At 54.7% G+C, this 14,193-nt stretch carries 13 protein-coding genes; 6 read left to right on the forward strand and 7 right to left on the reverse strand.

The genetic code is table 11. The features are described 5' to 3' along the window. Positions 1-144 precede the first annotated feature (144 nt). On the forward strand, positions 145-2,568 hold the full coding sequence (locus tag TH19_RS04170) for a DUF4175 domain-containing protein (protein WP_114101068.1): 2,424 nt from the start codon (positions 145-147) through the stop codon (positions 2,566-2,568). Positions 2,569-2,663: 95 nt separating this feature from the next. On the opposite strand, the gene TH19_RS04175 is transcribed toward TH19_RS04170, so the two are convergent. Continuing rightward, positions 2,664-3,491: a DUF3426 domain-containing protein gene (locus tag TH19_RS04175; RefSeq protein WP_114101069.1), complete on the reverse strand. Its 828-nt coding sequence runs from the start codon at positions 3,489-3,491 to the stop codon at positions 2,664-2,666. A gap of 357 nt (positions 3,492-3,848) precedes the next feature. Here TH19_RS04175 and ftsE point away from each other — a divergent pair, with 357 nt between their 5' ends. The 4 genes from ftsE (at position 3,849) to TH19_RS04195 (ending at position 7,209) form a co-directional block, all read left to right on the forward strand. Continuing rightward, positions 3,849-4,526, forward strand: coding sequence for a cell division ATP-binding protein FtsE (gene ftsE, locus TH19_RS04180; protein WP_114101070.1), 678 nt, complete (start codon positions 3,849-3,851; stop codon positions 4,524-4,526). A 48-nt stretch (positions 4,527-4,574) separates the two neighbouring features. After that, positions 4,575-5,477 (forward strand): cell division protein FtsX, encoded by a 903-nt coding sequence (locus tag TH19_RS04185; protein ID WP_114101071.1) that lies wholly within the window; start codon positions 4,575-4,577, stop codon positions 5,475-5,477. 117 nt (positions 5,478-5,594) lie between these two features. Continuing rightward, the gene (locus tag TH19_RS04190; protein WP_114101072.1) at positions 5,595-6,314 is read left to right on the forward strand and encodes a YdcF family protein; all 720 of its coding nucleotides are present in this window, start codon (positions 5,595-5,597) and stop codon (positions 6,312-6,314) included. 115 nt (positions 6,315-6,429) lie between these two features. Next, the gene (locus TH19_RS04195; protein WP_114101073.1) at positions 6,430-7,209 is read left to right on the forward strand and encodes a lysophospholipid acyltransferase family protein; all 780 of its coding nucleotides are present in this window, start codon (positions 6,430-6,432) and stop codon (positions 7,207-7,209) included. 107 nt (positions 7,210-7,316) lie between these two features. Here TH19_RS04195 and TH19_RS04200 read toward each other — a convergent pair whose 3' ends face one another. From TH19_RS04200 to TH19_RS04225, 6 genes are all read right to left on the reverse strand, one after another. Continuing rightward, positions 7,317-8,267 (reverse strand): DMT family transporter, encoded by a 951-nt coding sequence (locus TH19_RS04200; protein ID WP_114101074.1) that lies wholly within the window; start codon positions 8,265-8,267, stop codon positions 7,317-7,319. After that, positions 8,267-8,830, reverse strand: a complete 564-nt coding sequence (locus TH19_RS04205) for a gamma-glutamylcyclotransferase (RefSeq protein ID WP_309471248.1) — start codon at positions 8,828-8,830, stop codon at positions 8,267-8,269. The genes TH19_RS04200 and TH19_RS04205 overlap by 1 nt, the downstream gene beginning before the upstream one ends. Before the next feature lie 44 nt (positions 8,831-8,874). Then, positions 8,875-9,756, reverse strand: a complete 882-nt coding sequence (locus TH19_RS04210; protein WP_114101075.1) for a DMT family transporter — start codon at positions 9,754-9,756, stop codon at positions 8,875-8,877. A gap of 89 nt (positions 9,757-9,845) precedes the next feature. Then, positions 9,846-10,811 (reverse strand): prephenate/arogenate dehydrogenase family protein, encoded by a 966-nt coding sequence (locus TH19_RS04215; protein ID WP_114101076.1) that lies wholly within the window; start codon positions 10,809-10,811, stop codon positions 9,846-9,848. A 1-nt stretch (position 10,812) separates the two neighbouring features. Then, on the reverse strand, positions 10,813-11,910 hold the full coding sequence (gene hisC, locus TH19_RS04220) for a histidinol-phosphate transaminase (RefSeq protein ID WP_114101077.1): 1,098 nt from the start codon (positions 11,908-11,910) through the stop codon (positions 10,813-10,815). A gap of 53 nt (positions 11,911-11,963) precedes the next feature. Further along, positions 11,964-12,857: a chorismate mutase gene (locus TH19_RS04225; RefSeq protein WP_114101078.1), complete on the reverse strand. Its 894-nt coding sequence runs from the start codon at positions 12,855-12,857 to the stop codon at positions 11,964-11,966. A 175-nt stretch (positions 12,858-13,032) separates the two neighbouring features. Between TH19_RS04225 and metX the strand changes: the two genes are divergently transcribed. Continuing rightward, on the forward strand, positions 13,033-14,193 hold the full coding sequence (gene metX, locus TH19_RS04230; RefSeq protein ID WP_181846304.1) for a homoserine O-acetyltransferase MetX: 1,161 nt from the start codon (positions 13,033-13,035) through the stop codon (positions 14,191-14,193).

The raw sequence follows: 14,193 nt of genomic DNA on the forward strand, positions 1-14,193 counted from the left end.
TGGTCCGTACCTTGCGGACCACCTTTTTTATTTCGTCTCCACACATCGAATAGCTTGACCCGACACCGCGAAACCCCAAGTTTTAAAGGGAACGCGTTGCACCATAATGTTGCAACATATCGACAATCCGGGGCCGCCAGTCGCATGTCACTGATACCACCCTATCCCGAAATGGAAGGCCATGTGTGCAGGACGCGCATGGTTCTGATTTGGGAAGCGGTATGGCCCTGTCTGATCCCGTTTCTGTCAATTGCGTTACTGACGGCCGGGCTGGTCTTGACCGGGACATTCGAATTCCTGCCTGCGACCGGGCATATTATGTTGCTGTCGGTATTGTCGGTGACGGCGATGATCGGGTTTTTATCACCATGGCGGAATTTTCGCTGGCCGACCCGTCATGACATCCTGAACCGTCTGGAACGGGAAAACGGCCTTAAGAATAACCCGCTGCAAAGCCTTGAAGACCACATTCATGAAACATCGGACCCGCTGACCAGTTATCTGTGGCAACGCCAGTTGGGCCTGCATGAAAAGGCGCTTGCCGATCTGCGTACGCCGCTACCCGCCCCGGCAATTACCCGCATTGACCGGTTTGGACTGACGGCCATCCCGGTTCTTCTTATCTTTGTCGGATTGCTCGCCGGACATGACCATATCTCCGAGCGCTTTTCCAAGGCATTCAGTCCGTTGCAAAGGCTCGGCGCGGCTGATTTCAGCGCAACCCTGTGGGTTACGCCGCCTGCCTATACCGGACAGGTTCCACGGGTTCTGCGCTTTGCCGCGATCAGCACCGAAAATGCCCCCTCTTCCTCTGATGGGACAGCTTCTGCTCCGCAAAGTGATGTCATTTCGGTACAGGTTCCGGTTGGATCGACACTGGATGGCAGTATTTCCAGTATCTGGAAGCCGACATTAACCGCCCCGGACGGAGAACGTGGCTTCACCGAAAGCAGCGAAGACAGCTATGTCCTGTCGACCAATATCGCGCAATCCGGCCAGTGGCGCATATCGGTTTGGGGGAATGACCGGCTGACGCTTAATATCGAGCTGGTCCCGGACGAAGCGCCGAACCTTTCCTTTGTCAGCTCGCCTGCCATAACCCGGCGCGATCATGTCCGGCTGGATTATGTTGCCACTGATGACTATGGCCTTGCATCTCTTGATCTTGTCATCACCCCGGCACCCGATGATGGCTCTCTTGATCAATACGGGCCAATTGATCAGATCGTGATTGATATTCGCGGCGAAGATATTCGCGAAACCGCAATGCCGACCCGCATTGAAGGCCCCCGCTTCCTTGATCTTGTTGCCCACCCCTGGGCCGGGCTTCCGGTCAATATCCAGATGCATTCCAAGGACAATGCCGGTCAGCTCAATCAAAGTGATATCCGTTCGCTGATGTTGCCCGAACGCGAGTTCAAACATCCGGTGGCCCAGAAACTGATCGCGATCCGTCGCGGATTGTTGCGGTATCCGGCCCGGGCACTTGAACTGCATCAGGCAATGTTACCGATCCTCTATGCCCCGCAGGCCTTCAATGGCCATATCGGTGTGTTCCTTGCCCTGTCGGTTGCTGAAAACCGGCTTGCCGCCAATCTCGACAATCGTGATGTCCATCAAAATGTGGCAGGACTTCTTTGGCATATCGCCGAGGAAATCGAGCGCGGCAGTTACGGCATTGCAGAACGCAACCTGATGGAAGCCGAAGAACGCCTGCTTGAGGCCCTTAAAAACCCGGACATTACCGAAGGCGAGATTGCCCGCCTGATCGACGAATACCGTCAGGCCCTGAATGAATATCTTGCCGCCCTGACCCGCGAGAGCCCGCAAGTAGGCGAAGACCAACCCGAAGCATCGGCAACCCTTGAACAACAGGACCTGTCACGGATCATTGATCAGATCGATGCCCTGATGCGTGCCGGCGCACGTGATCAGGCCCGTCAACTGATCGACCGGTTGCGCGAACTTGTCGAAAACATGCAGGTGACGACCGGTGAAGGCGGCATGGATATCACATCGACCTTGCGAGACATGCTTGATGGCATGCGCGATCTTGCCCGCCGACAACAGGATCTGATGAATCAGGGGGACAATTCATCGGCGCAATCCGGGCCCGTTCCACGCGCCAATCAGCAACAGGGCCTTGCCGATGATGCCCGCGAAATCATGAACAGCCCCGGCATCAACCAGTTTGGCGATGTCAGCGGTATGAATACGGTCATAGACGCGATGCGCGGCGCAGCAGAGGCGCTTGGGCACAATCGATCCCACGAGGCCCTGCAACTTCAAAGACAGGCCATGGACGCCCTGCAACAGGGTATTGGCGAAATCAGCCGCGCGCTTGAAGGGCTGAGTCAGATGTCCCCGATGCTTGAAGAACTCGAAGGGTCTGGACGACGCGATCCACTGGGTCGTCCAGTTGGGGGGGATGGCACCACGACCATTCCCGATGTGAACACCCTGGAACGGGCATGGCGGATTATACAGGAACTTCGCCGCCGTTCCGGCGACCCGGATCGCCCGCAGATCGAACAGGAATATATCGACAGGCTGCTTAAACGGTTCTGATCCGGTTGGTCGAGATCATCCAGCCACGCCCGATCCAAAACAAAAAAGGCAGCGATGAAACGCTGCCTTTTCTTTATCTGTTTGGGCCCGGTTCCTTACGGCTCGACCGCTTCGCGTGGGTCAAGGAAGGTCACCTGCAAACGGGTTGCGGTCGGGTTCGGACGACGGATCTTGGTTTCGACCGTCATGCTTTCGCCAACCGGCAACATCTGTTGTTCCATCGGCATTTCCGCACCAGCCGTTACCTTCGATTCGTCATAGACCAGCGGAACCTTTTTGCGCTGTACCACACGATCAAGCGGATCAAGAAGCTCGATCAACAGATACGGCAACGGACGCGGTTCTTCGCTGATATTGACGATCTCGGCACGGACGACAAGAACATCAATTCCGTCTTCATCTTCACGGGTCGGCGGCAATTCCCGAATATCAAGACCTTCACCGACATGGGGCACATCAAGCCCGATCAGGTCGTAGACCTTGGCAATCGGCGGCCATATTTCGATGACCTGATCCTTGGCGAAATAGCCACCCGCACCGATCCCGCCAATAAGAACCAGGAAGATGATCCAGCCGATGATACCTTTTTTCTTTTTAGGTTCCGGCTTCGGGTTATTGCGAATCAGCTGCTGCGGAATGGGCGGCGGATCGGGAATTCTGTCTGCATTTTCAAAGCCCGGATCAATCGGACCACCGGCCATCCGGTCCTCGTTGAAATCAGCACCAAGCGACCCTTCCTGATTAAAGGGCGGTGGAAGATCATTTTCCGGTGCAGCCGGTTGAGGCGCAGGCTTCTTTGCCCCCGGAGGATCCTGATGCCAGCTATTGCCGCAGCTTTTACAGCGCACGGTTCGGCCTTTGGGGCCGATTGCTTCTGTTTTAACTGAGTATTTCTTTGAACACTCTGGGCAAGTAATGATCATTGCAAACCTGGCATTTCGATGACAGCGGCATCAAACATGGGGGGCAATAAAGCTGAACCACCAACGGTCCCCCAATCGCGTCGGCAGTTAATTACACTATATGTAAATAGCCGCGATTTAACAGACTGTTAAGCACAGATAACAGAAGCTGCCCGGATTTGGGTGTCTAAACGTTGCCTAAAGTGCGCGAACATGGCATCCGAAAGCATATAAAAACCGGGTAAACCGATCTGGTTTTTTCCGATATCGTCACGGCGGGCGCGGTTATCAACCCCGCCAAACCATCGGGAAATCCTTGATTTTTTACTCTTTTGCACGCCAAGCTAGACCGTCTTCCTGCCAGATGGAGCACCGATTTTGACCGAAGTTGTCAGTTTCAGGAATGTCGGGGTCCGATACGAATCCGGGCCTGAAATTTTGCGCGACCTGAACTTTTCTTTGGGCCGTGGCAGTTTCCATTTCCTGACCGGGGCTTCGGGGGCGGGCAAATCGACCCTGATGCGGCTTCTATATCTGGCGTTGCGCCAAACCCGTGGCGAAATCAATATTTTTGGCCGCGACAATATCCGAATCCCGCGCGAAGAACTTCCGGCGATTCGCCGCAAGATTGGTGTCGTGTTTCAGGATTTCCGCCTGATCAATCATCTGACCACATTTGAAAACGTTGCCTTGCCGCTGCGTGTTGCCGGGGTCGAAGACCTGCAAATCAGAAAGAACGTTACCGAACTTCTCGAATGGGTCGGACTGGGGGATCATATCAATGCACAGCCATCGCGTCTTTCGGGTGGGCAGCAACAGCGTGTTGCTATTGCGCGTGCCGTCATCGGACGCCCGGCCCTGCTGCTTGCCGACGAACCGACGGGCAACGTTGATGACCGCATTGCCATGCGGTTGCTGTATCTGTTCGAAGAACTGAACAAACTGGGCACGACTGTCCTGATTGCCACCCATAACCGCCAACTGGTCAGGCGATTTGGCCATACCCAGTGGCTGCTCGAAGGCGGCACACTCCACGACGTCACTCATAGTAGCTGATAGCCAGAACGACCCAACCAACCGGATCAACAGGACCGAACGACGATCATGGCATTTCGCGCACCACCATCGCACCTTCCGCTCGAAAGCGATTCTTCCTCGCGCTTTTTGCCGAGTATCGTCGCTTTGATGGTGGCGTTGCTGACCTTCTCGATTGTCGGTCTTGCCGCCCTTCATGACAGTGTCGGTCGATGGTCAGGCAAGATCGAAGGCAGCCTTTCCATTCAGGTGCCGCCGACCGAACTTGCCAATCGCACCCCGGCCGAACGCGAAGAAGCCCTTCAGAAAACGGTTGATACCATCATTGACGAGATATCAAACCTGCCCGGCATTTCCCGGATCGAGGAACTAAGTCCCGACACCATGGCCGCACTTCTTGAACCATGGCTTGGCCCGGATGAAGTGGTCAGCGAACTTCCAATACCGCGCATTATCGAAATCACCCCTGAAACCGGTTTCAATTTTGATGCTCTTGAAACCCGGCTGGGCACCATCGCGCCCGAGGCTGTTCTTGATGATCATCGCATCTGGATCGAACGGATTGCAGATGTGGCGTTTTCGGTCGAACTTGCCCTTGTTCTTCTGATTGTCGTGCTGTTTGGCGCCACCATTCTGTCGGTGGTATTTGCCACCCGTTCGGGTCTTTCGATCCATCACCGGATCATTGAATTGCTGCATCTGATCGGTGCGCAGGATGGCTATATCGCCAAACAGTTCGGGCGCTATAATCAGCGACTGGCCTTTTTCGGTGCGTTGATCGGACTTCTGATCGCCCTTCCGGTTTCGGCATTGATTGCGTGGCTTGGTCTGCGGGCCGGATGGCCGATCCCGTCCCTTGTTCTAAGCCCGGGCTTCATTGCCCTGATCGTTGCCATTCCCTTCATCGTTGCAATGGTTGCCGGGATCACAGCCACCCGCACCGTTCTTCGGGTATTACACCGGATGTTGTAAGGCGCAGCGGAGCTTCGTATAGTCCGTTGTTGACCTTCTTCCCTTTTGGGATCATGGCCTTGGCCATCTCAGGAGTTCCGAATATATGCCAGCCCACCGCTACCAAGGCCCGCATTCATGAGCAAGCCCCCGCTTAGTGTTCAGCACCGCCGCCGGTTCCGCCGGTTTCGCTTCCTGCTTTCAACCCTGATTATCCTGGGTCTTCTGTGGGCCGGGGGATTTGTCTGGTATGTCAATTCTATCCCGGTCACCGTTGAAAACCCCAACCAGCGCACTGACGCCATTGTGGTTCTGACCGGTGGCAGTGAACGGCTTTCCGAAGGTCGCCGGTTACTGACCCATGGCATGGCCGACAAACTGTTCATTTCCGGTGTCTATCGCGGGGTGGAGGTTGACGAACTTCTTTCTGTTGGAAAATCGGACCCGCGCCTGATTTCATGTTGTGTCGTCCTTGGTCACATCGCGGAAAACACCCGTGGCAATGCACTGGAAACCGCGATCTGGGTACGTGATGAAGGCTATAAAAGCCTGCGTATCGTTACCGCAAACTACCATATGCCAAGATCACTTCTGGAATTCAAAAGCCTGATGCCTGATGTCGAAATCATCCCGCATCCGGTCTTTCCCGATACGGTCAAGATCGAAAATTGGTGGCGCTTCCCGGGCAGCACAGCCTTGATCGCCAGTGAATATAACAAATTCATGTTTGCCAGCCTGCGGAACTCGTTGTTGCAATGGCTACCAGGTGAAGGCCGCCCGGTATTGCCAAGTCCCGGCGGCAATACCCCTGCACCGCAGGAATATTCGGCATCCAATGCCACAGACAAGAACAGCTAGGGTCACAGCCCCGAACAATCAGCGTTTTCCGATTGCAATATAGCTGTTACAAAGCAGCAAAGATGACGGTCATATGAATGGGAATTGACCAAAGGCGTATGAAGGACGTTTCTGAATGAGAACCCTCCGCGCGTTAGTGTTTAACGTGTTGTTTTTTGGCGGCACCGCGATTTTGTGTCTCAGCCTGCTGCCCTTGATGTTGTTCGGGCGCAAGGCCAACCAGTTCGTCGGTCATGTCTGGTGCCGGTTGGTGCAGTTCATGCTGCGCTATTCTGTTGGTATGCGCAGACGCTTTACCGGGCTTGAAAACCTTCCTGAAGGCCCCTGTATTCTTGTGGCCAAGCACCAGTCTGCGTGGGAAACCCTGACCTTCCATACGGTCGTTCCTGACCCCGCCTATATCCTGAAAAAAGAACTGACCAAGATTCCGGTCTTTGGTCAGTTCCTGACGCTGTCGGGTCAGATTGCAGTTGACCGTTCCGCCGGTGCATCGGCCCTTAAAGATATGATCAAGGGTGCGGCCAAGGCATTGAAAGAAAACCGTCAGGTCATCATTTTCCCGGAAGGCACGCGTACCCCGCCGGGCTCAAGCCAGCCATACCACCCCGGTATTTATGCGCTTTACAAAGCGTTTCCCGAAACCAAGGTCATTCCGGTTGCGCTTAATTCCGGGATGTTCTGGGGACGGCACAGCTTCATGAAATACGGCGGCTTGGTCACGATGGAATTTATGAAGCCGATCGAGCCCGGACTTGATCGCAAGACCTTCATGAACGAGGTCAAGGAACGGATTGATAACCGTACCAAGGAACTTGAATCCGAAGCGCAGAAGGAATTCCATCTGCCGATGCTGACATCCGATGATATCGAGGCAAGGCAGGATAGCGCGTCCTGATGCCTCAGGGTCCCGGCCCCACAGCCAGTCCTGATATAGAAATTGAAAAGGCCGGTGATGCGTTTTGCATCCCGGCCTTTTTGATGTCTGGGGTTTGTCGTTAAACCCTAGGATTTCTTGCGGGTCGCCTGCCAGATCCCGAACGCAATCAGCACAATCCCGCCCAGATGATACATGTGCAATTCTTCACCAAGGAAGATGATTGCCAGGACGCTGGCAAAGACCGGCATCAAATACAGGAACACACCGGCATTGGCTGGCCCGACAATCGCAACACCCTTGTTCCAGAACAAATATCCAAGGAAGGCTGGCCCAGCACCGATATAGAAAATCTTGAGCATATCGGGCCATGCCGGATCAAGATGGGTGAAGAACGGTTCGCCATCGACAACCACCGACCATGCATAAAGCGGGGTCAGGAAGCACAAACCGATCAGGGCAGAGACAAAAACAAGGCTTAGCGGATGAACACCTTTGGGCGCACGCTTAAGCAACATTGAATAGGCCGCCCAAACCATCGCCGAGATCATCGCAAATACATCGCCCGACACGAAATCCATGCGGGCAAAGACCGAAAGATCACCTTTGGCAATGATGGTCGCTGTACCGGCCCCGGCAACAAGAACCCCGACCCATTGGCCGAGCTTTGGCTTATCGGCACTCAAAACTGCGGCAAACAGCAGGACCCATACCGGGGTTGTCGCATTCAGAAGACCGGTATTGACCGCGGTTGTGTTGTAAGCCGCCAGATAGATCACGACCGAAAACAGAAATACGCCGGTAAAGCCGATCAGGAACATCGACATCTTGTGCTGTGCCATCAGTTTCAGGTCACGGCCAAGATATTTGAAGCAAACCGGGAACAGCATCACCGCCGCCACGACCCAGCGCCAGAACGACAAGGCTTCAAACGGAACCGTCGCATTTACGCCACGTGCCACAACATGGTTTGAACCCCACATCATCGCGCAGGCCACCAGCATCAGATAGGCAATGGTCATCGGCGTTTGATCGCCTGTCGATCCGCTGGTTGCAGTTGGTGTATTGGCCTGTGCCATCAGATACCAGCCCCCATGTTAATCTCGCCATATTCGCGGCGGACAAGATCCATCAGATCATGCAAGGGCGGATCAACGATCCCCATTTCATCAAGATGCAGCACGGTATTTTCCAGATATTCAAGGTTGGGGCCGACACTTCCATGTGCTGCCACGATGATTTCAACAGCAGTACGCACCGGCAAATTCCCGGCATATTGCTGATGGGTGGGGTCGGCGACATAGGTATGCGCAATCACGGTTCGACCGTCTTCCAGTTCGACCTCGACGTCGGCCGGTATATAGGTGTTGGTCACAAGTTCCCGCTCGTCGAGATAGGCCTTTACGGCATTCCAGTTTTCCGGCGCGATGCGAAAAGCATTGCCCACGCAATCACCCCCCGAATTAAGGCCAAGAACCAGCCCCGGATTTTCCGGTGTGCCGCGATAATGATGGGAATAGATACAGAACGACCGGTGATAGCCGCGTAAAAGGGCACGTGCCCGTTCCGCAAAATCAAATCCCGGTCGCCACAACAACGATCCGTATCCAAAGACCCATTTTTCGGCGGCGTCGCTCACCATTTCCTCCGGTCGCGTTTCTTTATGGTTTCTCAGATTACGTGAAACTAACGTTTCATGATCACCAATGCCACCCCAAGAGCAGCAATTCCAAACCCGGCAAATCCCAGCATGCCAAGATGTTCGTCAAACAGAACCCAGGCAAAGAACGCAGCAGTTGGCGGCACAAGATAAAACATGCTGGCCACCCGGGTTGCTTCGCCCTGCTTGATCAGAACCATCAGCAACATGATCGCCCCGATCGACAGAACAAGCACCAGCCACGCCATGGCCAGAATGAAATTCGTGCTCCACTCGACCGTAAGATCATCCTTGAACAGGGCAACGATCCCGACGAAGAACGCAGCAGCGATATACTGGATGACCGTACCGCTCATCAAATCCATGCCGGTACAGAAACGCTTTTGATACAATGTTCCCGCCGTCATCCCGAACAGGGCCATAACCGCCAAACCGATGCCAAGCGGCGTGATGCCAATGCCATCCCCGATCTTGGGCAGCAGCACAAGTGCCACGCCAACGAGCCCCAGAAGAAGCCCGCCCCATTGACGCATGGAAACCCGTTCCCCCAAAAGGCTGCCAACTACCGACGCCGTCACAACCGGCTGAAGGCCGACAATCAGGGCGGCAAGCCCCGATGGCAGGCCGGTATCAATGGCCCAGAACACCCCGCCAAGATAGATGCCATGCACCAGCATCCCGGCCGTTGCGATATGGGATGCCTCGCGCAATGTTTTCGGCCATCTGGCCTTCAGCAACATCACAACCGGCACCATCAGAACAATCACGATGGCAAAGCGGACAAACAGGAAAACGAACGGATCAGCATATGGAAGGCCGAACTTGGCCCCGACAAAGCCGGTGCTCCAGAGAAACACAAAGACAAACGGCATGATCCGGCCAAATGCCGGATGGTTGGTGGCAGACATGGTTATCCCCTATAACCGAACCCGGCGGGCAATGCTTTTTGGGGCGCATCTCCCACCGAATGACAGTCTGCGGCCGCGGACTGTCCTTGTTATTCAGCGGGCTTTTTCTTGCCCTTTTCGTCGCTTTGGCGATTCTCACCCTCGGCGGAGAAGTTGGTGAAATACTGACCCGCATCAACAATACCGCGGCGAATTTCGCGGGTACGGGTAAACAGATCAAACAACTTGTCGCCTTCGCCCCAGCGAATGGCACGTTGCAATGCCATCAGGTCTTCCTGGAAACGTCCAAGGACCTCAAGCACCGCTTCGCGGTTATTCAAAAACACGTCCCGCCACATGGTCGGATCGGATGCGGCAATACGGGTAAAGTCACGGAAACCGGTCGCCGAAAACTTGATAACTTCCTGACGCAGGGCGTCTTCAAGATCGGTTGCCGTTCCGACAATCGTGTAGGCAATCAGGTGCGGCAAGTGCGAGGTAATACCAAGAATACGATCATGATGATCGGCATCCATGCATTCGACAAACATGCCACATGCTTCCCAAAGGGCTTTGACCTTTGCGGTTGCGGTTTCCGGTTCCCCTGCAATCGGGGTCAGGATGCACCAGCGTTCCTCGAACAGTTCGGGAAAACCTGAATCCGGACCGGAATGCTCGGTCCCGGCAAGTGGATGGCCCGGAACGAAATGAACGCCTTCGTCGAGATGCGGGGCAATGTCACGAATGACAGATTGCTTGACCGATCCGACATCGGAAACAATCGCACCCTTTTTCAATGCACCGGAAAGCTGTGCGCCAATGGCTTCGTTTGCCCCCACCGGCGCACAGATCATCACCAGATCCGCATCACCAACCGCTTCTTTGATGTCGCAATAGGCCTCATCGGCAATGCCAATTTCAAGCACACGGTCACGGGTCTTTTCAGAACGCACCGCACAGGTAATCTTGTTGGCAAGGCCGTCGCGTTTGATGCGACGCGCCATGGATGAGCCAATCAGGCCCATGCCGATAAAAGCGACAGTTTCAAAAAGCGGTTGGGATGCAGTATTGGTCATTTTATTGGTTCACAAAGTCTTTGATGGCCTGAAGACAGATGTCCATTTCTTCTTTCGTGCCGATGGAAACACGAAGCATCTGCGGCAGACCGTAGGCACCGATTTTGCGCGGGATCACGCCACGGGCCATCATGAAATCATTGGCAGCATCAGCATTCTTGCCTTCGCCTGCCGGGAATTCGATCAGCACAAAGTTGCCATAGCTCGGATGCGCGATCAGGCCATTGATGGCATTGATCTCGTCACGGAACCAGGCCAGCGTTTCCGCATTGTGGCGCACGCATGCATTGACGAAATCATCGTCATCAAGGGCCGCAACACCGGCTTCCTGGGTCGGCAGCGGAACGTTGAACGGGTTACGCAGACGCTGCAACACATCGGCAATTGCCGGCGGAGCATAGCACCAGCCAAGACGAATGCCGCCAAGACCATAAATCTTGGAAAATGTGCGGGTCATCACGGTGTTATTGCCCGCTTTCACCAGTTCCTCGCCCGCGCTGTAATCTTCCTGACCGGTCATGAATTCGGCATAGGCCGCATCGACCACCAGAACAATATCCTCGCGCAGGCCATCCCGCAGACGCTTCATCTCGGCATCAGAGATATAGGTCCCGGTCGGATTGTTCGGGTTGGCAACAAAGACGATCTTGGTCTTGTCAGTTACGGCTGCAAGCAGCGCGTCAACATCGGTCGTCATGTTAGCTTCAGGTGCGGTCACCGGTGTTGCACCAACCCCCATTGCCGCAATCGGATACATCAAGAAGCCGTGCTGCGAATACAGAACCTCATCGCCCGGACCGGCATAGGCACGGATCAAAAGGGTCAACAGTTCATCAGAACCGGCACCGCAAACAAGTTGATCGACTTCAAGGCCGTATTTCTCGGCAAGCTTGTTACGCAGAAGATCACAGCCACCATCCGGGTAACGATGCAGACGGCTTGCAGTGTTGCGCAGAGCTTCCATTGCCTTGGGGCTCGGGCCAAGGGCACCTTCGTTGGATGACAGCTTGATGATGCGCTGGGAACCATCAGTGCTGGATTTGCCGCCTTTATACGGCGCAATATCAAGAATTCCGGGGCGTGGGGTGGGCGCAGACATAACGTAGATTCTCCCAGAGGAAGCGGCGGCCAAAAGCAGCCAGCCAGAAATTGTTAATTCAGTGCGTCTTCTGATATCGGCACCGCATAGGCACCAACCACGCGCAGGCTTTCGGGGGCAAGCCCCTGCTCGGACAGCGTGGCCTGAAACGCATCGGCGCGATTACAAAAGAATCCCGGCACATCAACAAGAACAAAACGCCGATCCGCCGCCGTATCATCAGAAAAGCCAAGGATTGTCGCGCCGTCGATGCCATCCGCAATTTTTTTGCGCACGGTATCCATCGAAATTTCCTTCGACAGGCTGACAACGAACAGAGTCCGGTCATCGCCACTATCTTCAAGATCAATCGCGGCAAGCACAAAGCCCTCGGTCTGTTCACCACGGCCAACCGGACGTCCGCCAAATGGCAGTTTCGACACGACCTTGACCGGGGTTTCATCGGTCAAAAGCGTCCACCAAGGCATGGCTTCGCCAAGTTCGGGTTTCGGGAACACACCAACCGCAGCCCGACCGTCTTCAAGGGCGCCGAATGCTTCGCGCGGGATATCAAACTCGATGATTTCGTTCAGACAGCCGAAATTCAAACGTGCCAGTTCCCAGCAATCCTGCCCATCGGCATTGCGGCAAAGTGCAACGGTGTACGGGGCTTCAAGCCGTGTCCCCGCCGCAATCATTTCGCGCCAGATCTGGATCAGGGCCGATTTCGGAAAGGCACCATCATGACGATTGACCAATGTCCGCATGATGCGGGCTTCACGAGCCGGACGATAGGGCACTTTGACCTTGCCACCGGCTGCAATCACACGGTCCTTAAAGGCCCCGACAGCCTGGACAACTTTGGTGCGCCGAATGATCAGGAATTGCAGGGTCTGATCGATTTCATCGATTTCGCCGCGCAAGCCATCAAGGTCAAGATTTGCCAAATTTTCGTCGTTACACGCCATGATTCACTCTTTTGTAAAACGGCGCACAGTATTAGGACAGGGCCACCGAATTGCAAAGAAAAGATTGACTAAACCCCACCGTATTCCTAGCTAGGACAGACTGACTTCCATCATTTTGAAGGAAAGTCAGGCCTTGTTGACAAGGATAACAACACTTCAGGGAAGAACGATATTCATGTCCTCAATCGCCGACACCCAAAAACGCCCTCCGCTACCCGGCCATCATATGGTTCTGGGGGAGACGGACAAGCTGCGCCTTGATAGCGGTGTCGAGTTTGGTCCCTTCACGCTGGCCTATCAGACTTATGGCGAGCTGAATGCCGATAAATCAAACGCGATTCTGGTCTGTCATGCCCTGACCGGGGACCAGTATGTCGCCGATGATGTTCATCCGATTACCGGCAAGGAAGGCTGGTGGCGTGAAATCGTTGGCCCCGGCAAGATCATTGATACCGACAAATATTTCGTGATTTGCAGTAACGTGATCGGCGGTTGCCTTGGCAGCACCGGCCCCAAGGATATCAACCCGGAAACCGGCAAGCCCTGGGGGCTTGATTTTCCGGTGATCACAATCGCTGATATGGTACGCGCCCAGACCATGCTGATTGATGCGCTTGGCATCGACACCCTGTTTGCGGTGATTGGCGGCTCCATGGGCGGCATGCAGGTTCTGGAATGGTGCAAAAGCTATCCCGAGCGCGTTTTTGCAGCGGCCCCGATTGCAACATCCTTCCGCCATTCCGCACAAAATATCGCCTTCCACGAAGTCGGCCGTCAGGCCGTTATGGCCGACCCGGACTGGTGCGGGGGAAATTACCTGCTCGAGGGCAAAAAGCCTGCGCGCGGTCTTGCCGTTGCGCGTATGACCGCGCACATCACCTATCTGTCGCAACCGGCCCTGCATCGCAAATTCGGTCGCAAGCTTCAGAACCGTGGTGCGATCACCTATAGCTTTGATCATGATTTTCAGGTCGAAAGCTATTTGCGCCATCAGGGCAAAAGCTTCGTCGACCGATTTGATGCCAACAGCTACCTCTATATCACCCGCGCGATGGATTACTTCGATCTGTCGATGGAATATGACGGCAGACTCGCCGAAGCCTTTACCGGATGCAAAACCCGGTTCTGTGTTATCTCGTTCTCAAGCGACTGGTGCTTTACCACGGCTGAAAGCCGCACCCTTGCCCATGCCTTGAACGCCGCATCATGCAATGTCAGTTGTGTCGAGATCGAAAGTGACAAGGGCCATGATGCCTTCCTGCTCGATGAACCCGATTTCCATATGGTTCTCAGCGGCTTTATCGAAGGTGCAGCACAAGGCCGGGGGCTGAAATAA

This window comes from Thalassospira profundimaris, from assembly GCF_003326675.1.
GTDB classification, from domain to species: Bacteria; Pseudomonadota; Alphaproteobacteria; order Rhodospirillales; family Thalassospiraceae; genus Thalassospira; species Thalassospira aquimaris.

Excerpts from the sequence above, each read along its gene's own strand:
- TH19_RS04185 (WP_114101071.1), top strand. The coding sequence starts at position 4,575 with ATGGCATTTCGCGCACCACCATCGCACCTTCCGCTCGAAAGCGATTCT.
- TH19_RS04210 (WP_114101075.1), bottom strand. The coding sequence starts at position 9,756 with ATGTCTGCCACCAACCATCCGGCATTTGGCCGGATCATGCCGTTTGTC.
- TH19_RS04170 (WP_114101068.1), top strand. The coding sequence starts at position 145 with ATGTCACTGATACCACCCTATCCCGAAATGGAAGGCCATGTGTGCAGG.
- TH19_RS04205 (WP_309471248.1), bottom strand. The coding sequence starts at position 8,830 with ATGGTGAGCGACGCCGCCGAAAAATGGGTCTTTGGATACGGATCGTTG.
- TH19_RS04225 (WP_114101078.1), bottom strand. The coding sequence starts at position 12,857 with ATGGCGTGTAACGACGAAAATTTGGCAAATCTTGACCTTGATGGCTTG.
- TH19_RS04175 (WP_114101069.1), bottom strand. The coding sequence starts at position 3,491 with ATGATCATTACTTGCCCAGAGTGTTCAAAGAAATACTCAGTTAAAACA.
- TH19_RS04195 (WP_114101073.1), top strand. The coding sequence starts at position 6,430 with ATGAGAACCCTCCGCGCGTTAGTGTTTAACGTGTTGTTTTTTGGCGGC.
- hisC (WP_114101077.1), bottom strand. The coding sequence starts at position 11,910 with ATGTCTGCGCCCACCCCACGCCCCGGAATTCTTGATATTGCGCCGTAT.
- TH19_RS04215 (WP_114101076.1), bottom strand. The coding sequence starts at position 10,811 with ATGACCAATACTGCATCCCAACCGCTTTTTGAAACTGTCGCTTTTATC.
- TH19_RS04190 (WP_114101072.1), top strand. The coding sequence starts at position 5,595 with ATGAGCAAGCCCCCGCTTAGTGTTCAGCACCGCCGCCGGTTCCGCCGG.
- TH19_RS04200 (WP_114101074.1), bottom strand. The coding sequence starts at position 8,267 with ATGGCACAGGCCAATACACCAACTGCAACCAGCGGATCGACAGGCGAT.
- metX (WP_181846304.1), top strand. The coding sequence starts at position 13,033 with ATGTCCTCAATCGCCGACACCCAAAAACGCCCTCCGCTACCCGGCCAT.